This is a genomic window from Nocardiopsis sp. NPDC006198 (genome assembly GCF_040613895.1).
GTDB lineage: Bacteria > Actinomycetota > Actinomycetes > Streptosporangiales > Streptosporangiaceae > Nocardiopsis > Nocardiopsis tropica.
In genome coordinates this window covers 1-17,988 of sequence record NZ_JBEXSY010000044.1, presented here as the reverse complement: position 1 = coordinate 17,988, position 17,988 = coordinate 1, and the positions used below count along the sequence as shown (strand labels likewise).

The window sequence follows — 17,988 nt, the reverse complement described above, 5'->3', positions numbered from 1 at the left end:
GCCACCGGGGCGGGCGAGCAGGGGGGCGGCGCGGCCTCAGGCGGCGGGGGGCAGGCGGCGCAGCCGCAGCCCCACCAGGGCCGCCGCCGCGCACAGCCCCGCCGCGAAGGCCACGGCGCCTCCCCAGCCCACCGCGTCGTAGACCAGACCGCCGCACCACCCGAACAGGCTGGAGCCGAGGTAGTAGGCGAGCGTGTACAGGGCCATGGCCTGGGCGCGGCCGGTGACCGCGCGGGCCCCCACCCAGGCCGAGGCGGTGGCGTGGGCGCAGAAGAAGGCGAACGTCAGCACCAGCAGGGCGGCCATGAGGCCGGCCAGCGCGGTGGTGAGCAGGCCGCCCAGGCCCGCGGCCATCAGCGCCGTGGCGGCGATGAGGACGGGGTAGCCGCCCCAGCGCCCGGAGAGGTGCCCGGCGACCGCCGAGCCGAGCATCCCGGCGGTGTAGGACAGGAAGAGCAGGGACGCCGCGGACTGGGAGAGCCCGAAGGGCTCGCCCATGAGACGGAAGCCGAGCAGGTTGTACACGGTCATGAACGCGCCCATGAGCAGCAGGGCCTGGGCGTAGAGGGCGGGCAGGCCGCGCGTGGTGAGCGCGGCGGCCAGGCGCCGCCCCATCCCCGGGGCCCCGGGGGCCTTCACGCCGCCCGGGCCCTCCCCCCGCGCCCCTTCCGCGGGACGCCGGGAGGGGGGCGCGGCCCCGGCCGCGCGCCGCGGGCGCGGCAGGACCAGCACGAAGACGACCAGGCACACCAGTCCCAGGAGGGTGTTCGCCGCGATCCCCCACTGCCAGCCGCCCAGGTCGGCGGCGAACCCGGCGAGCAGGCGCCCGCCCATCCCGCCGAGGGGGTTGCCCGCGATGTACAGCCCGGTGGCGCGCGCGGCGTCGGCCGGGTGGACCTCCTCGGACAGGTAGGCGACGGCCGCGGCGGGGACCCCGCCCAGGGCCGCGCCCTGGAGCGCGCGCAGGGCGAGCAGGACCCAGAGGTCGCCCGCCAGGGGCGTCACACAGCCCAGGAGGGTGGTCAGGGCCAGGGACACGGCGATGACGCGGGCCCGGCCGAACCGGTCGGCGGCGCCGCTCCACACCAGCGTGAACCCGGCCAGTCCCCCGGTGGCCACGGAGACCGTGAGCGCGGCCTGGGACGCGGTGGAGCCGAAGCCGTCGGCGATGGCGGGCAGGACCGGCTGGACCGACCACAGCTGGGCGAAGGTGGCCACGGCGACGGCCACCATGGCGGCGACCGTGCGCCGGTAGGCGGCCGTGCCCGCGCGGAGGCGGGCGTCGTGGTCGGGCGGGGACGTGGTCGCGGTCATGGGTCCACGCTAGGAACCACGGTTTCATACGTCCAATGCATGGTTTGCCCCTGACTCATACTGGAATGCATGGAACATACGGAGGGGTCGGAGCGGGCGGGGCGGCACGGGCGCGCGGACGCGGACGCGCTCGCCCGGGTGCTGGCGCCCCGGCTGAGGATGGTGGCGGCGGTCGCCGGGACCGAGCACGTCACCCTGGCGGCCGAGACGCTGGGGGTGCCCCAGCCGACGCTGAGCCGGGCCCTGGCACGGGCCCAGGAGGAGCTGGGGATCGCCCTGGTGGAGCGGACCGGCCGGGGGGTGCGGCTGACCCGCGCCGGCCGGATCCTGCTCCCGCACGTGGAACGCGCCCTGGACGACCTGCGCAGGGGGATGGCGGAGCTGACCGGCGCCGAGGAGGGGCGGGTGGCGCTGACGTTCCTGCCCACGCTGGGGGTGGAGGTGGTGCCGGTGCTGCTGCGGGGGTTTCGCGCCGAGCACCCGGGGGTGCGGTTCTCGCTGACCCAGGAGCCGTGGGCGGAGTCGCTGAGCCGCGTGTCCTCGGGCGGGGCCGACCTCGCCCTGACCTCCCCGCTGCCCTCGGGCAGGGGGCTGGCGTCCGCGGTGCTGCACACGCAGTCGCTGCGGCTGGTGGTGCCCGAGGGGCACGCCCTGGCGCGGTCCCCGCGGGGGGTGGCGGCGGTGGCGGCGGCCGAGGAGGAGTTCGTCCTGCTCAAACCGGGCCGGGGCGTGCGCCACCTGACCGACCGGCTGCTCGACCGGGCGGGGTTCACCCCCCGGGTCGCGTTCGAGGCCGACGACATCTCGACCGCGCGCGGCCTGGTGGCGGCGGGCCTGGGGGTGTCGGTGCTCCCCGCCCGCCCGCGCGGGCCGCTGGCCGGGACGGTGGAGCTGCCGGTCCTGGGCGGGGGCGCGGACCGGCCGATCGGGGTGGTCTGGCCGCGCGAGGGCTCGGGCGGCGGGTACGAGCCCCCGGCCGTGGCCCTGTTCCGCGACTACGTGCGGCGGGTGGGGCCGCGCATCATCCCCGGCCTGACGGGCTGAGCCGCCGCACCGGGGCCCGGCAATTCCGTTGCCCCGCCGCACACGCTGCGCCACGATGGCCGCATGACCTTCTCACCGCCCTCCTCCCCCGCCCGGCCGGTCGCCCTCGTCACCGGGGTGGGCCGCACCGTCGGCATCGGCTCGGCGATCGCCCGCCGGCTGGCGTCCTCGGGCTGGGACGTGGCCTTCACCCACTGGACCCCCTACGACGCGCGCATGGACTGGGGTGTGGAGGCCGGCGCGGCCCGGGCCACCCTGGACGCACTGGCCGAGCGCGGCGCGGCGGCCCACTCCGTGGAGGCCGACCTGGCCGACCCCTCCTCCCCCGCCCGGATCTTCGACGAGGCCGAGGAGCGCCTGGGCCCCGTCACCGCGCTGGTGATGGCCCACTGCGAGTCGGTCGACTCGGGTCTGCTGGACACCACCGTGGAGTCCTTCGACCGCCACTTCGCGGTCAACGCGCGCGCCACCTGGCAGCTGGTCCGCGAGTTCGGGCTCCGCTTCGGCGGGGCGCACGGGACGGGGCGGATCGTCGCCCTGACCAGCGACCACACGGTCGGCAACCTGCCCTACGGGGCGAGCAAGGGCGCCCTGGACCGGATCGTCCTGGCCTGCGCACGCGAACTCGCCCACCTGGGGGTGACCGCCAACGCCGTCAACCCCGGCCCCGTCGACACCGGCTGGATGTCGCGGGAGACGCGGGAGGAGTGCGCGAACCACACCCCCCTGGGACGGCTCGGCACCCCCGAGGACACCGCCGACCTGGTGGACTTCCTGTGCTCCCCCCGGGGGGTGTGGGTCAACGGCCAGCTCCTGCACAGCGACGGCGGCATCTCCGCCTGAGCGCGCCGGGGCGTCCGCCGAGGGGGGCGGCGGGCCCGGCCCCTCCCCGCCGGGTCCGGGAAGCCGGCCCGGTGGGGAGAGGCCGACCGCGCCCGTGCGGAACCTGCCCCTAGACTCGGGGGCGAGCCCCTCGACAGCTGCCGGAAAGAACCTCCATGAGCCAGACGGACGGCGTCCGCACCGCCCACCACGGGCAGGACCGTCTGTCCCTCCCCCAGGTCCGGCTCGACGACCTCCTGGACGAGGTCCGGTCGCGGCTGAGCGAGATCTCCGCCGGCCAGGAGCGCATCCACACGCTCCTGGAGGCGGTGGTCTCCATCGGGGAGGGACTCGAACTCGACCCCCTGCTGGTGCGCATCACCGAGACGGCCGCCAGCCTGGTGGACGCGCGCTACGGCGCCCTGGGCGTGATCGGCCCCGACGGGGAGATGAGCCGCTTCATCCCCGTGGGCCTGGAACAGGACGAGATCGCGGGCATCGCGCACTGGCCCAAGGGCGAGGGCGTGCTGGGCCTGCTCATCAAGGAACCGCGCCCCCTGCGCCTGCGCGAGGTGCGCGACCACCCCGAGTCGCGCGGGTTCCCGGCCGGGCACCCGCCCATGCACACCTTCCTCGGCGTTCCCATCAGCATCCGCGACCAGGTGTTCGGCAACCTGTACATGACGGACAAGCGCGACGGCGCGGAGTTCACCGGGGACGACGAGCTCCTGCTGCGCGCCCTGGCCACCGCGGCGGGGACCGCCATCGAGAACGCCCAGCTCTTCGCCCAGACGCAGAGCCGGGAGACCTGGTTGGACGCCTCGGGCCAGATCACCACCCGGCTGCTGTCCGGCGCCCCTCCCGAGGAGGTGCTGCGCCTGGTCGCGCGCCGCGCCCGGGGGATGGTCGACGCCGACCTCGCGGTCATCGCCATGCCGGGCGAGGAGCCCGACACCCTCACCGTGCGGGTGTGGGACGGGCCCGACAAGCACAGCGGGGCCGTGGCCGCCGGTGCGCGGGGGGCCACGCTCACGTGTGCGCCCCACACCCTGCTGGGACGCGTCTACCGCAGCGGTGAGCCCGTCCAGACCGACGTGTCGGCCTCGGACGGGGACGGGGCGGGCTTCCTGACCCGACTGGGGGTGGGGCCCGTGCTGGTGCTGCCGTTCGGTCCCCCGGACGGGGCGCGGGGCGTGCTCGTGCTCGCCCGGGGCCGGGACGGCGGGGATTTCCAGGACAGCTGGCTGAGCATGCTGTCGCCGTTCGCCGACCAGGCGGCGGTCGCGCTGGAGCTGGCCGAGGCCCGGCTGGACTCCGAGCGACTGAGCGTGCTGGAGGACCGCGACCGCATCGCGCGCGACCTGCACGACACGGTCATCCAGCGCCTGTACGCCACCGCCATCACGCTGATGGGCACCGTGCGGCGCATCGACGACACCGTGTCCTCCCAGCGGGTGCAGAACGCGGTCGACGACCTGGACGACACCATCCGCCAGATCCGCTCCACGATCTTCGCGCTCCAGAGCTCGGGCGAGGAGGGCCCCTGGCTGCGGTCGCGGGTGCTGGACCTGGTCAACTCCGCCTCGGAGACGCTGGGGTTCGCGCCCCGCCTGCTCACGCAGGGGCCGATCGACAACGCGGTGGACGAGGCGGTCGGGGAGCACCTGGTGGCGGTGCTGCGCGAGCTGCTGTCCAACGCGGCCCGCCACGCTCGGGCCACCGCCGTGGACGTGGAGCTGTCCGTGGGCGAGGAGCTGGTCCTGCGGGTGAGCGACGACGGCCGGGGCATCACCGGGGGCGTCTCGCGCAGCGGGCTGCGCAACGCGGCCTCCCGGGCCGAGGAGCTGGGCGGCCGCCTGTCGGTGACCTCCGGTCCGGGCGGGGGAGCGTGCGTCGAGTGGTCGGTGCCGCTCCGCCGCACCGGCGGGGCCGGGGAGGTGCGCGGGTGAGGCCCGCGGGGGCCTCCTATCCCTGGTCCATGGACAGCCGCACCGCGTAGGCCGCGGCCTGGGTGCGCCGGGCCATCCCGAGCTTGGCCAGGACCCTGGAGACGTAGTTCTTGACGGTCTTCTCCGCCAGGTACATCCGCGCGCCGATCTCGCGGTTGGTGAGCCCCTCGCCGATGAGCTCCAGGACGCGGCGCTCCTGCTCGGTGAGTTCGCTGAGCGGGTCCTTGCGCACCGCCTCCTCGCGCAGCCGCTTGAGCATGCGCGCGGTGGACTCGGGGTCCAGCAGGGAGCGCCCGTCGGCGACCGTGCGCACCGCTCCGACCAGGTCGGTGCCGTGGATCTGCTTGAGGATGTACCCGGACGCCCCGGCCATGACCGCGCCGTAGAGCGCCTCGTCGTCGGAGTAGGACGTCAGCATGAGCATGCGGGTGTCGGGGAGCAGGGAGCGGATCTCCCGGCACACGGTGACGCCGTCGCCGTCGGGGAGGCGCACGTCGAGCACGACCACGTCGGGGGCGAGCGCGGGGACCCGCGCCAGCGCCTGCGCCGCCGTCCCGGCCTCGCCGACCACCTCGATGCCGTCCTCCTCGTCCAGGAGTGATCCCACACCCCGCCGGACGATCTCGTGGTCGTCCACCAGGAACACCCGGATCGTTCTGTCTCCACCCATCGGGCGGGCACCTCCTCAGAGCTGGGGACGGGAGCCCGAGGCGGCCCGTCCGCCCTGTGTCGGGGTCGCCCGCCGCCGCGTGCCCATTGTCGGGCACCCGCGGCGGGGGCGCTCCGGCCGCGGGAGGGGCGGGGCGGGAGGCAGGCTCCCGTCCACCCAGCCTAGCCAGCGAAGATTCATGCCATATGAGTCGAACGTCCCGTTCTGTTTGAGCCCTGCGTCCCCCCGGGTAAGCGCACAGGAGGGGACCTCCGCCGCCGGACGAGGGGCCGGCGGTCCACGCCTTCGGGGCCGGGACCGGCGACAATGGCGGGGAACGGAGCGAGGGCACCGACTTCGGGGAGCCTGTCATGGACGGATCACGCGGCGCCGGGGCGCCGGACCAGGATCGGGGAACGGTCGCGGGGGCGGCCGCACCGCCCGCGCAGCGGGAGGCGGACGACTACGCGGGGACCGACCGGCTCGCGGAGGAGCAGGAGCTGATGGAGGGCGCCGACGTCGCCGAGGGGGACGACGGGGCGAGCTTCACGGTGCTGGAGCGGCAGACCTGCCTCAACCTGCTGGGCACCCGCGACATCGGCCGGGTGGCCTTCACCATCGACGGGGACGCCGCCCCGACGGTGCTGCCGGTGAACTACGCGCTGTTCAACGACACGGTGGTGTTCCGCACCACCCTGGCGGGAACCGTGATGCGCTACGCGCGCGGCCACGCCGCCTTCCAGGTCGACCTCTTCGACGAGGAGCGCCGTGACGGCTGGAGCGTCCTGGCGAGCGGGCGGTGCAGGTGGGTCCGCGACGCGGAGGAGCTGGCCCGCATCCCCCGGGGCCGCCTGCCCCTGCCCTGGGCGGCGGGCGAGCGCGACCAGGTCCTCAAGCTGGTCCCGGGCCGGGTGAGCGGGCGGCGGGTCCACCGGCCCTGAGCCGGCGGGCGGCGGCGCGGCCGCCTCCGGCCCGTGGCCGGGGGTCGCGGGGCCCGGCCACCGGCGCGTCACCCGGGGGTCGGCGAACGTCTCCCCAGCCTTGTCCGTACCGGGCGTTCGGTCTGTCCGGTTGCGGGTACCGAATCCGTCATGGGAGCACATCACCCCCTTCGGGCCCGGTACGCCACGGGCTCCCCCCACCGCCGTCCGGGCCCGGCCGCCCCCTGCGCGCACCCCGCCCACGGGGCGCCGGGGCCCGGCCACCGGCGCCCCGGGCAGCTGCCCGTCCCCTCCCGCGTCCCCGGGGACGCGGCCCGCCGCGCCCGCTCCGCGGGACACGGCTCCCACCGGCCCGGCCGGTACCCTGCGGGGCGCCCGGCCCCCTGCGGCCGCCCCGGACGCACGTGAGGGCGGGACCGCGGGGCCGCACGCTCCTGGGCGCCGCGGCGGCCGCCGCGGCCGTCCTGCTCACCGTCTCCGGCGCGCCCCTGCCCTTCGGCCTGTGGGCGCGGCCCGCCGCCCCCGAGACCCCCCGCGACGCCGACGCACCGCTCTCCCTGGAGGTGCTCTCCTCCCGCCCCGACACCGTCATGGGCGACACCGCCCTGGTCAGGGTGGTTCCCTCCCCGTCCGTGCCCGCCGCCGACGTCCGCCTGGACGCGGGAGGCGCCGACGCCACCCCCTCCCTGCGCACGGTGCGCCTGGCCGACGGCACCCCCGCCCTGGAGGGCCTGGTCTCCGGGCTGCCCCGGGGGAACACCGTCCTGACCGCCTCGGCGCCCGGGGGCGGGGGGAGCGCGCAGGAGGGGACCGACCCGGTGACGGCCAGGGTCACCGTCACCGCCCACCCCCTCACGGGCCCGGTCTTCTCCGGCCCCCACCAGGAGCCCTTCGTGTGCGACACCGAGCGCTTCGAGCTGCACGGCGGCGGCACCCTCGGCCCGCCCCTGGACCCCGACTGCTCGGCCCCGACCGTGGTCCGCCACATGTACCGCACCGAGGAGGGGGCCTGGGCCCCATGGCCGACCCCGACCGGGTGCCCGGCGACGCCGCCCGGACCACCACCTCCACCGGCCACAGGGTCCCCTACACCGTCCGGGTCGAGACCGGCACGGTGAACAGGTCGATCTACGAGACGGCGCTGCTGTACACCCCCGGCGACCCCGGGCCCGACCCGTGGCAGCCGCCGCGGGGCTGGAACCGCCGCCTGGTGTACACGTTCGGCGGCGGGTGCGCGGGCGGCTGGTACGTCCAGGGGACCAGGACCGCCGGGGTCCTGGACCACGGCATGCTCTCGCAGGGGTACGCGGTGGCCTCCGCCTCCCTCAACGTGTTCGGCAACAACTGCAACGACCTGCTGGCCGCCGAGACCGCGGCCGCCGTGGTCCAGCGCTTCTCCCTCACCCACGGCGCCCCCGACCTGACCCTGGGCCGGGGATCCTCCGGGGGCGCCTACCAGGCGCACCAGATCGGCGACAACCAGCCGGGCCTGCTGGACGGCCTGCTGGTCTCCCACTCCTTCCCCGACGTGGCCTTCTCCGTGGTGCCGACCGCCACCGACGCCCTGCTGCTGCACGAGTACGCGCGCGAGCACCCCGGCGCCCTGAGCAGGGAGGAGCAGCGCGCCGTGTCCGGGTTCGCGCGCTGGGACGCCATCGGCAAGCTCGCCGGGGAGGCCGACCGCGTCGACCCCGCGGGCGTGTGCGCGGACCGGGTGCCCGAACGGGTGCGCTGCGAGCTGTACGCGCACACCGGCAACGTCTACGGGACCGACCCCGCGACCGGCCTGCCGCGCCGCCCCCTGGACAACGTCGGCGTCCAGTACGGCCTGGGAGCCCTCCTGGACGGCACGATCGACGCCGACCAGTTCCTGCACCTGAACGAGCACGTGGGCGGCCTGGACGCCGACGGCCGGGTGGTGGAGGAGCGCACCGAGGCCGACCCCGCCGCCACCGTCGCCGCCTACCGCACCGGCCGCCTCCTCAACGGGGGCGGCGGACTGGCCGACATCCCCGTCGTGGACCACCGCGCCTACGAGGACGACGTCCCGGGCGGCAGCATCCACATGCGCTTCCACTCGTTCTCGCTGCGCGAGCGCCTGCTCGCCGCCAACGGCACGGCCGACAACCACGTGATGCTCGTGGAGCGGGGCGGGCGGGGCGGGTTCTCCTCCTCCGCCCCGGTGGCCGGAAGGGCCTTGGCCGAACTCGACGCCTGGGCGAGCGGGGTGCGGGAGCTCGGCGCCGCCGACCCCGGCCGCCCCGCCATCGACCACGTGCGCGCCGCGCGCCCGGAGTGGCTCACCGACTCGTGCTGGGTGGGCGACCCCGCCCGCCGGGTGGTGGCCGAGCAGCTCCCGCTCAGCGCCGGGCAGGGGGACGCGTGCGCCGACGCCTACCCCGTGCACGCCTCGCCCCGGCTGGTCGCGGGCGCGCCCCTGGCCCTGGACGTGGTCGCGTGCCGCCTGGTCCCCTTCGACGCCGCGGAGCACCCGGCCGACCTGACCCCCGAGCAGGCCGAGCGCGCCGCGGAGGTGTTCGCCGACGGGGTGTGCGACTGGTCGGCCCCCGGACGGGGGCAGCAGGGACTCGCGGGAACCTGGCTGCGCTTCTGAGCCGCCGCGGGGGGCGGGGGCGGGGCCCGGTCCGCCGGTGCCCGTGGGCCCGTCGGCGGACCCCGGCCCCGAGGACGCGGAGCCTCCGGGTGCGGGGTCCGCACGTCCCGGCGGCGCGCCCCGGGGCGGCCCGCTAGCGACCGGCGCCGTCCGGGCCCGGCCCGGCCTCCCCGTCGCGGGGCGCGGTCGCCCCGCCCCCGGCCGGGTCACGGTCGGCCAGGGCGTGCAGCAGGAACGCCCCGCCGTAGGCCGGCCTCCCCCGGCGCTCGTGCTCGGTGAGCACGTACTCGTCCAGGACGGCGAGGATGCGCCGGCCCAGTTCGTCCCGGTCCTCGTCGGACAGGTGCAGCACGAACCGCGCGTAGTCGCGGACCGAGTCCGGCCCGACCTCCTCCAGTTCCCGGCGCAGGGCCTCCACCGGCGCGTCGGCCGCTTCGTCGCCGGCGCCGATCAAAGGCCCGTCCAGCCACCAGGACTCCCCGGTGGCCCGGTAGGGCTTCTCCAGGGCCCCGCTCGCCCCGGTGCGCACGGGCGCGGGCACGAGCAGGCCCGAGTCCACGAGCTGGCGGACGTGGTACAGGACCGTGCCCGGGGTCGTGTCGAGCCGGTCGGCCAGTTCCCGGTTGGTGAGCTCCCGCACCGCGCACAGCCTCAGGATGCGGATCCGCAGCGGGTGGGAGAGGGCCTTGACCTCCTTGACGGTGGCCGGTCGCCTCCTGCGCGCCGGGGGCGCCTCCCCCTGCGCCCGCGTCCCGGTCCCCTGCGCACCAGCCCGTTCTCCCATGGGGCCAGCGTAGCAACGATCGACAAAAGCCAAATCGATTGTTTTCCCTCAATCGCCCTGTCAGGCTCGACCCATGACGGAGACGACCCCCCTTTCCGACCCCCCGCCCCCCACTGGACCCCGGCACCTCGGAGGCCGGTTCTGGACCGTGTGGACCTCCTCCGGACTCTCCAACCTCGCCGACGGGGTCCTCAAGGTCGCGCTGCCCCTGGTCGCCCTGCGCTTCACCGACTCCCCCCTCCTGATCGCGGGCGTGGCGTTCGCGCTGACGATCCCCTGGCTGCTCCTGTCCCTCCCGGCCGGCGCCCTCGCCGACCGGTACGACCGCCGTCGCCTCATGGTCGGCGCCAACCTCGCGCGGGGGCTGCTCCTCGCCGGCCTGGCCGCGGCGCTGGCCCTGGACCTGGGGTCGGTCTGGCTGCTCTACGCGGTGGCACTGGGCGTCGGGACCGCCGAGACCGTCCACGACACCTCGGCCCAGTCGATCCTGCCCCAGGTGGTCGGCCGCGACCGGCTCTCCCGCGCCAACGGGCGCCTGCACGCCGTCGAACTGACCGCCCACCAGTTCGCCGGACCGCCCCTGGGCGGGATCCTGGTCGCCCTGGGCCTGGCCGCCGCCTTCACCGCCCCCGCCGCCCTGTGGCTGGTCGCGGCCGGCACGCTGGTCCTGGTGCGCGGAAGCTTCCGGACCGAACGCGCCGCACCCGCCACCATGCGCACCGATATCGCCGAGGGACTGCGGTTCCTGTGGCGCCACCGGACCCTGCGCACCCTCGCCGCCATGGTGGGCCTGAGCAACTTCTCCACCAACGCCGCCTTCACCGTCATGGTGCTGTTCGCGGTGGGCCCCGCCTCCCCCATGGGCCTGTCCGAGCCCGCCTACGGGCTGCTGCTGACCGCCACCGCGGCGGGCAGCGTGCTCGGCGCCCTGACCGCCGAGCACGTCGAGCGCCTCCTGGGCCGGGCCTGGTCCCTGCGCGTGAGCGCGCTCGCCTTCGCCGTCCTGGTGGGGGTCCCGGCGCTGACCGCCGACCCGCTCGTGATCGGGGCGGGCTTCTTCGTCGGCGGGGTGGGCCTCTCGGTGTGGAACGTGGTCACCGTGTCGCTGCGCCAGCGGATCACCCCCGACCACCTGCTCGGACGGCTCAACAGCGCCTACCGGCTGCTGGCCTGGGGCACGCTCCCGCTGGGCGCCGCCGCGGGCGGGCTGATCGCGCAGTTCTTCGGACTGACCGCCGTGTTCGCGAGCATGGGCGCACTGGCCCTGGTCACGTTCCTGTGGCAGTTCACGCTGAGCGAGGCGGACCTGGGCGGCGCCGGGCGCGCCACCGCCGGGACCTGAGCCCCCCGAGCGCCGGGAGAAGCGCCCCTCCCGGCGCCGCGCGGGCCGCGGTGCGGCGCGGGAAAACCACCTGCGCCCCAGAACGTCGCCGGGGATACTGCTGCGATGACCGAACCAGAACACCGGGAGCAGCGCGAAGAGGTCCTGGAGGGCGGCAACGTCGCCGACGGGGTCGTACGGGTGGGGCGGACCGTGCGCAAACCGTGGACGCGGTCGTCCCCGTCGGTGGCGTCCCTGCTCCGGTACCTGCACCGATGCTCCTTCGAGGCCTCCCCGGTCCCCTTGGGCGCGGACGCCCGCGGGCGCCAGGTGCTCGGCTACCGCCCCGGCGCGATGGCCGACACCCTGCCGCCCCTGACCGGGGCCGAACTCCGCCGGCTGGGCGGGATCGTCCGGCGCCTGCACGACCTCACCGCCGGCTTCCGGCCGGACGGGGAGCCGGAGTGGGACATCGCGACCCCGGACCCGCGCGAGGAGGTGCTCTGCCACTACGACCTCGCGCCGTGGAACCTGGTGCGCGACGGCGACGAATGGACGTTCATCGACTGGGACGGCGCGGGGCCGGGCACCCGGATGGGCGACCTGGGGTACGCGGCGCACGGGTTCGTCCCGCTGCACGCGGGCGGCGACCCCGGGTCGGACGCCCTGCGGCTGCGCGCCCTCGCCGACGGCTACGGGTGCGACGACGCCCAGCGCCGCGAGCTGCCCGACGCCGTCCTGCACCGGGTGCGCGGCATGTACGACCTGCTGGAGGAGGGCGCCCGGACCGGCGCCCAGCCCTGGGCCCGGCTGCACGCCCAGGGGCACGCCGACCACTGGGGGCCGGCCGCCGACTACGTCGAGCGCCACCGGGCGGTGTGGCTGGCGGCGCTGACCGGCCCCGGGGAGCCCGCCGCCACGTGAGCGCCTCCGGCGGGGGCCTGCGCCGGCGGGCGGCGGAGGCCCTGCGCGCGGAGCGGGCCGACCGGCCCGCGCGGTGACCGGCCGGACCGGGCCTGCCCCGGGCGCCGCCGCGGCAGCGCCGCGACCGGTCCGGGAGGCGCCTCCCGGACCGGCTCCGGGAACCCTCCGCGGCGGTACCGGCGCGGAGGGCTCAGGCTGGCCTGGTCCACACGTAGGCCGCCGAGACCGGGTGCCCCCGGAACCTCTCCCACGTGGGCTTGGCGGCCACCCACGTGTCGTCCACCGTGCCCTCGGAGAGCTCGGCCAGGGTCCAGCCGGCGGCCGTCGCGGCGCGCACGTGGTCGCTGATCAGGTGGACGTGCGTGGTGATGGCGATGTCCTCGCCGGAGGCGTCGGTGTAGTGGGTCGGCATCCCGGAGACCATCGAGAAGTGCGGGTGGTAGGACACCAGCACGCAGGTGCCGCCGGGGCGGGTCAGCCGGAAGGCCTCGGCGTAGAAGGGGGCCAGGTCGGGCAGGTGCTCGTCGATGAGCGAGGCGATGGCCAGGTCGTAGGAGCCCCCCGGAAGGCCGGTGTCGCGCACGTCGCCCAGGGTCAGGGTGTCGTGGGCGCCCCGCTTGCCGGCCAGTTCCAGCATCCCGGAGCTGATGTCGACGCCGTCGATCCGGGCGACCCCGCGCGCCCGCAGCCAGGAGCCGGTGCGGCCGGTCCCGCAGCCGAGGTCGGCGGCGGCGGTCACGGCCGACCAGTCGGGGGCGGTGAGCCCGTCCAGCAGTCCGAGGTCCATGGCGTCCAGGACCGAGCCCTCGTAGGTGGCCGACCAGCCGTCGTAGCCGGTGGCCGGGTCCACGGTGCGGTAGTGGCGGGTGTCGAAGTCCGCGAAATCTGGCATGGGGCCGAGTATGGCGCGACCCGGGATCGGGCCGCGAACGCTTTTTCCGTCCCGTGCCCGCTGCCGGGCAGGCCCGGGCAGGCGCCGTTCGTACGCCCGGCGCCGCACTCCGGGCCGTGCGGCGGGAGAGGCCCGCCCGAAAGGGCCCTCCGGTGCGGGAGGGACCGTGCGGGAGGGCCGCCCCGCCGCCGGGACCCGGCGGCGGCCGAGAGGCGGTGCCGCGGCGCCGGGCCGCCGGGTCGCACGGCGGAGGGGCCGGCTCCGGCGCGGCCGGCGCCTCGTGCAGGTGCGCCGGGAGCGCGGCGAACACGTCCGCACCGGCGTTGACCAGGACGACCTGGTTCGGGGAGGGGCCCCGGGCGGGAGCGGGGCCGTGGGGCGGCGCCGGGGCCGGCACGGCGGAAAACCGGTTGCGGCGCCCCGGCGCGGCCTCCTACGGTGCATGCCATGTCCTGCTGCCACGCGATCTTCGACGGGGCGCTCGCCTGGTCGGTGAACGCCCACCCGTACGCCAAGCGCCTCCGGTCGGCCCGCCTGCACCGGTAGGCCGGGCCCCGGTCGACCCCGGTCCCCCCTGGGGGTCCGCGCCGACCGCCCCGCTTCGCGTACGCATCCCCTTCCGCCCCGCGCTCCCCGCGGCGCCGCCCAGCGGCCCCGGTGTCCGCGCCGGGCGGTCCCTCCCGTGTGGCCCGCCGGTCCAGGCCCAGTCGCGTCCCCTTTCCCACGGACGGGCTGCCCGGACCCCTTCACCCGCACGCCGGCCGGCGTGCCCGTTCGTGCTGCCCGTCCTCGTCCGCCACCCCGCGTGGCCGGAACGGACCTTCCTGTGGCACGAAACGAACGCCCCTCCCGGACGAACGCCCGCGACAACCGGCGCCGCCTGTCCCAGAACTTCCTCGCCGACCCCGGCGCCGCGCGCCACGTGGTGCGCGTGTCCGGGGTGGGGCCCCGGGACCTGGTGGTGGAGGTGGGGCCCGGCGAGGGCGCCATCACCCGCTTCCTGGCCCCGGCCGCACGCCGGGTGCTCGCCTACGAGCTCGACCCCCGCCTGGCCGAGCGCCTGGCCGCCCGCTACCGCGATCCCGAGCGGGGCGTCCGCGTCACGCGGGCCGACTTCACCCGTGTACGCCCCCCGGGCGAGGACTTCGCCGTCGTCGGCAACATCCCCTACGCGCGCACCGCCGACATCGTGCGCTGGTGCCTGGCCGCCCCGCACCTGACCTCCGCCACCCTGGTCACCCAGCTGGAGTACGCGCGCAAGCGCACCGGCGGGTTCGGCAGGTGGAGCCTGCTGACCGTGAGGACATGGCCCGAGTGGTCGTGGGCCCTGGCCGGGCGGATCGACCGCCACCGGTTCCGCCCGGTGCCCCGGGTCGACGCCGGCCTGCTGGTGCTGCGCCGCCGCCGCACGCCCCTGGTGGATCCGGGGAGGATGGGCGGGTACCGGCGCATGGTCGAACTCGGTTTCGGCGGGGCGGGCGGCTCCCTGGGCGCGTCGCTGCGCCGCGCCCACCCGGCCCGCCGCGTGGACCGCGCCCTGGACGCGGCCGGGGTGGCCCGGAGCACCCCCGTCGGCCACGTCTCCCCCGACCAGTGGCTGGAGGTGTTCGACGTGCTGGACCCCAGGGGGCGGTGACCGGGGAGGGCCGTCCCGCGCCGGCGCGGGGCGGGCCCCTGCCCAGGTGCGCCCCTGCCCCGGCGGGCCGCCGGCGCCCCGGCGGCGCGTCGCGGTCGGCCGCGCCGCCCCGCGCACACCTGGACGGCTGTGCGCCGGGCGGGGCCCTGGGGCGTCTTCGCACTCCCCGGGCCCCGGCCCCGCGACGGGGGACGCGGGGCGTCCGGCCGGGGCGGCTCCCCCGGGGCCGGGGCGGCGTCCGGGCGCGTTCTCAGCGCAGGAAGTCCAGGAGCGCGGCGACGAGTTCGGCGGGCGCGTCCTCCTGGACCAGGTGCCCGGCGCCCTCGAGGAACCGGAGGCGGGCGCCCGGGATCGCGGCGGCCAGCCGCTCCCCCCGTTCCGGGGGCAGCCAGGTGTCCTGCCGGCCCCACACCACCAGGGTCGGCTGGTCGAGGCGGGCGTACCCGTCCTCCACCTCGGCCGTGTGGCGCTCGTCGGCCTGGGCGATCTGGCGGTAGAACGCGGGCTGCCCCTCCTCCCCCAGCCAGGGCCGCACCAGCGCGTCCAGGGTCCCGGCACGCAGTTCGCGGTGGGCGGCCGAGGCCACGTAGGCGCGCACCAGCGCCTCGTGCAGGTGCGGCGGGAGCGCGGCGAACACGTCCGCACCGGCGTTGACCAGACGGAAGAAGTCGCTGCCCCAGGGGCGCACGCTCACCGCGTCCACCAGGGCGAGCCGCTCGTAGGCGACCCCGTCGAGCACGGCGGCGCGCAGGGCCACCGCGCCGCCGAAGTCGTGGGCGACCACGGCGGGCCGCTCCAGCCCCCAGTGGTCGAGCAGTGCGGTGAACGCGGCCTGTTGGGCGGGCAGGGACACGTCCTGGCCCCCGTACTTGGCGGAGGCGCCGTAGCCGGGCATGTCCCACACGTGGACGGTGTACCGGTCGCCGAGGGCGCGGACCGCGTGGCGCCACACGTAGGACGAGAACGGGGTGCCGTGCAGGAGCACGAGGGGGGCGCCGTCACCGAACCTGTCCCAGTGGACCGTCCCGTTGGGTGCCTCGAACCTGCGGCCGAGCCTCCAGTCGGCTTCGGTCATCATGAGCCCTTCTGTCGAACCGGCCCGGCGCCGGATGCCCGGTACCGGAAGCAGCCAGCCTAGAGGGGGACGGTGACCGGCGGCCCGGGCGGAGGCTCACACCCGCAGGACCGCGAAGCACTCCCCGGGCAGCGCGACGGTGGCGCCGCAGAACCGCGCGGCGCCGTTGGCCAGGACGAGTTCGCGGGGGGCGGCGTCCAGTTCCACCTCGGCACCGCCGGGGTCCAGGTTGACCACCACCCGCAGCCCGCCCCTCACCAGGACCAGCCTGCGGCCCTCCCCCTCGGCGGTCACCGCGAAGCGGTCCAGCCGCGGGTCGGACAGCTCGGGTTCGCGGCGGCGCAGCGCGATGAGCGCCCGGTAGGTGTCCAGGACGAACCGGTGGGGCCCGGCCCCGGGCTGGGACCAGTCCAGGACCGCTCCGTCGCGGGTGGCGGGGTCCATCGGGTCGGGGACCTCCTCCTCGGCCCACCCCAGGGCGGCGAACTCGCGGCGGCGGCCCGCGCGCACCCCCTCCGCCAGCGCGGGGTCCTCGAAGGAGGCGAAGAACGGCCACGGCGTGGTGGCGCCCCACTCCTCGCCCATGAAGACCATGGGGGTGAACGGCGAGCACAGCACGAGGGCGGCGCCGCACACGAGCAGGCCCGGCGAGAGGTGTTCGCCCATGCGGTCGCCGCGCGCCCGGTTGCCGATCTGGTCGTGGGTGCTGAGGTAGGCCAGGAACCGGTGCCCGGGGATGCGGGCGGTGTCCACGGGCGCCCCGTGGGTGCGCCCGCGGAAGCTCGAGTAGGTTCCGGCGTGCCAGAACACGCGGCCGAGTGTGGCGGGCAGCGCCCCGGGGCGGGCGAAGTCGCCGTAGTAGCCGTGGGTCTCCCCCGTCAGGGCCACGTGCAGCGCGTGGTGCAGGTCGTCGGACCACTGCGCGCTCATCCCCAGGCCGCCCGCCTCGCGGGGCAGGACGGTGCGGGGGTCGTTGCGGTCGGACTCGGCGATCAGCGACAGCGGGCGTCCCAGGGCCGCGGCCAGGGCGTCGGCCTCGGCGGAGAGTTCGGCCGTCAGGGGGACGGCGCGGTCGTCGCGCAGGGCGTGGACCGCGTCCAGGCGCAGCCCGTCCAGGTGGTAGTGGCGCAGCCAGCCCAGGGCGTTGTCCAGGACGTGGCGGCGCACGGGGTCGGAGTCGGGGCCGTCCAGGTTGAGGGAGGGGCCCCAGGCGTTCTCGCCGAGGAAGTAGGGGCCGAACCGCGGCATGTGGGCGCCCGAGGGGCCCAGGTGGTTGTAGACGACGTCGAGGAGCACGGCCAGACCCCGGGCGTGGCAGGCGTCCACCAGGGCCTTGAGGGCGTCGGGGCCTCCGTAGGGGGCGTGGACCGCCGCCCACAGGACCCCGTCGTACCCCCACCCGTGGGTGCCGTCGAAGGCGTTGACGGGCATCAGCTCGACGTGGGTGACGCCCAGGTCGACCAGGTGGTCCAGCCGGTCGACGGCGGCGGTGAGGGTGCCCTCGGGGGTGAAGGTGCCCACGTGGAGCTCGTAGACGACCGCGCCGGGCAGCGCCCGGCCGGTCCAGGAGGCGTCGGTCCACCCGAAGGCCGCGTGGTCGTGCACGCGGCTGGGGCCGTGCACGCCGTGGGGCTGGTCCCGGGAGCGCGGGTCGGGCAGGGGGGTGGGGTCGTCCTCCAGGAGGTAGGCGTACTCGGTACCGGGCCCGGCCCCCTCGACCCGGGCCCGCCACCACCCGTCCGCGCCCCGTTCCATGGGGACCACGCGCCCGCCGGGGGCGGGGGAGTCGCCCGGTCCCCCGGCGCCTGCCCCGGGGGCCACGCTCAGGCGGACCCTCTCCAGGCGGGGTGCCCACACGGCGAAGTCGCCGTGGACGCCCAGGCCGGTGTCCGCGGGGGGCCGGGCGGTGGTCGGGGTGGTGTCCGGTGCGCTGGAGTGGGCCACCTCCTGCCCGCCGCCGCGGCACAACTTCACGTCGCTGCCGCGCATCCGCTCGGAGCGTCCCGCGTTCGACCTGAACCAC

13 protein-coding genes and 1 pseudogene are annotated in these 17,988 nt (G+C 76.6%); 8 read left to right on the top strand and 6 right to left on the bottom strand.

The annotated features are described in order from the left end of the window. Window positions 1-36 precede the first annotated feature (36 nt). Window positions 37-1,314: an MFS transporter gene (locus ABZ234_RS24185; protein WP_355013545.1), complete on the bottom strand. Its 1,278-nt coding sequence runs from the start codon at window positions 1,312-1,314 to the stop codon at window positions 37-39. Between the two features lie 159 nt (window positions 1,315-1,473). Between ABZ234_RS24185 and ABZ234_RS24180 the strand changes: the two genes are divergently transcribed. The 3 genes from ABZ234_RS24180 (at window position 1,474) to ABZ234_RS24170 (ending at window position 5,129) form a co-directional block, all read left to right on the top strand. Further along, window positions 1,474-2,358: a LysR family transcriptional regulator gene (locus ABZ234_RS24180; RefSeq protein ID WP_267950375.1), complete on the top strand. Its 885-nt coding sequence runs from the start codon at window positions 1,474-1,476 to the stop codon at window positions 2,356-2,358. Between the two features lie 63 nt (window positions 2,359-2,421). Next, window positions 2,422-3,201 carry an SDR family oxidoreductase gene (locus tag ABZ234_RS24175; RefSeq protein ID WP_355013544.1) on the top strand — a complete coding sequence of 260 codons (780 nt, stop codon included), beginning with the start codon at window positions 2,422-2,424 and terminating at the stop codon, window positions 3,199-3,201. Window positions 3,202-3,356: 155 nt separating this feature from the next. Then, a complete protein-coding gene (locus ABZ234_RS24170; protein WP_355013543.1) occupies window positions 3,357-5,129 on the top strand; it encodes a GAF domain-containing protein in 1,773 nt (590 codons plus the stop codon). A gap of 16 nt (window positions 5,130-5,145) precedes the next feature. Here the strand turns inward: ABZ234_RS24170 and ABZ234_RS24165 are convergent, their stop codons facing one another. After that, window positions 5,146-5,799 (bottom strand): response regulator transcription factor, encoded by a 654-nt coding sequence (locus tag ABZ234_RS24165; protein ID WP_267949918.1) that lies wholly within the window; start codon window positions 5,797-5,799, stop codon window positions 5,146-5,148. A 350-nt stretch (window positions 5,800-6,149) separates the two neighbouring features. On the opposite strand from ABZ234_RS24165, the gene ABZ234_RS24160 reads away from it, so the two are divergent. Both ABZ234_RS24160 and ABZ234_RS24155 read left to right on the top strand, forming a co-directional pair. After that, window positions 6,150-6,719, top strand: a complete 570-nt coding sequence (locus ABZ234_RS24160) for a pyridoxamine 5'-phosphate oxidase family protein (RefSeq protein WP_267949917.1) — start codon at window positions 6,150-6,152, stop codon at window positions 6,717-6,719. Between the two features lie 590 nt (window positions 6,720-7,309). Beyond that, window positions 7,310-9,333 (top strand): annotated as a pseudogene (locus ABZ234_RS24155) (DUF6351 family protein). Window positions 9,334-9,466: 133 nt separating this feature from the next. Here ABZ234_RS24155 and ABZ234_RS24150 read toward each other — a convergent pair. After that, window positions 9,467-10,117, bottom strand: coding sequence for a winged helix-turn-helix domain-containing protein (locus ABZ234_RS24150; RefSeq protein ID WP_355013542.1), 651 nt, complete (start codon window positions 10,115-10,117; stop codon window positions 9,467-9,469). Window positions 10,118-10,190: 73 nt separating this feature from the next. Here ABZ234_RS24150 and ABZ234_RS24145 point away from each other — a divergent pair, with 73 nt between their 5' ends. Both ABZ234_RS24145 and ABZ234_RS24140 read left to right on the top strand, forming a co-directional pair. After that, complete coding sequence (locus ABZ234_RS24145) at window positions 10,191-11,459, top strand: MFS transporter (RefSeq protein WP_355013541.1); 1,269 nt, start codon at window positions 10,191-10,193, stop codon at window positions 11,457-11,459. Between the two features lie 105 nt (window positions 11,460-11,564). Continuing rightward, a complete protein-coding gene (locus ABZ234_RS24140; protein ID WP_355013540.1) occupies window positions 11,565-12,362 on the top strand; it encodes a phosphotransferase in 798 nt (265 codons plus the stop codon). Window positions 12,363-12,552: 190 nt separating this feature from the next. Here ABZ234_RS24140 and ABZ234_RS24135 read toward each other — a convergent pair whose 3' ends face one another. Next, window positions 12,553-13,254 carry a methyltransferase domain-containing protein gene (locus ABZ234_RS24135; protein ID WP_355013539.1) on the bottom strand — a complete coding sequence of 234 codons (702 nt, stop codon included), beginning with the start codon at window positions 13,252-13,254 and terminating at the stop codon, window positions 12,553-12,555. Between the two features lie 826 nt (window positions 13,255-14,080). Here ABZ234_RS24135 and erm point away from each other — a divergent pair. Further along, window positions 14,081-14,890 (top strand): ErmE/ErmH/ErmO/ErmR family 23S rRNA (adenine(2058)-N(6))-methyltransferase, encoded by an 810-nt coding sequence (gene erm, locus ABZ234_RS24130; RefSeq protein ID WP_355013538.1) that lies wholly within the window; start codon window positions 14,081-14,083, stop codon window positions 14,888-14,890. 250 nt (window positions 14,891-15,140) lie between these two features. On the opposite strand, the gene ABZ234_RS24125 is transcribed toward erm, so the two are convergent. Together ABZ234_RS24125 and treZ are read right to left on the bottom strand one after the other, a co-directional pair. Further along, the gene (locus tag ABZ234_RS24125) at window positions 15,141-15,965 is read right to left on the bottom strand and encodes an alpha/beta fold hydrolase (RefSeq protein ID WP_355013566.1); all 825 of its coding nucleotides are present in this window, start codon (window positions 15,963-15,965) and stop codon (window positions 15,141-15,143) included. A 96-nt stretch (window positions 15,966-16,061) separates the two neighbouring features. Then, window positions 16,062-17,909 carry a malto-oligosyltrehalose trehalohydrolase gene (gene treZ / locus ABZ234_RS24120; protein ID WP_355013537.1) on the bottom strand — a complete coding sequence of 616 codons (1,848 nt, stop codon included), beginning with the start codon at window positions 17,907-17,909 and terminating at the stop codon, window positions 16,062-16,064. Window positions 17,910-17,988: the final 79 nt, after the last annotated feature.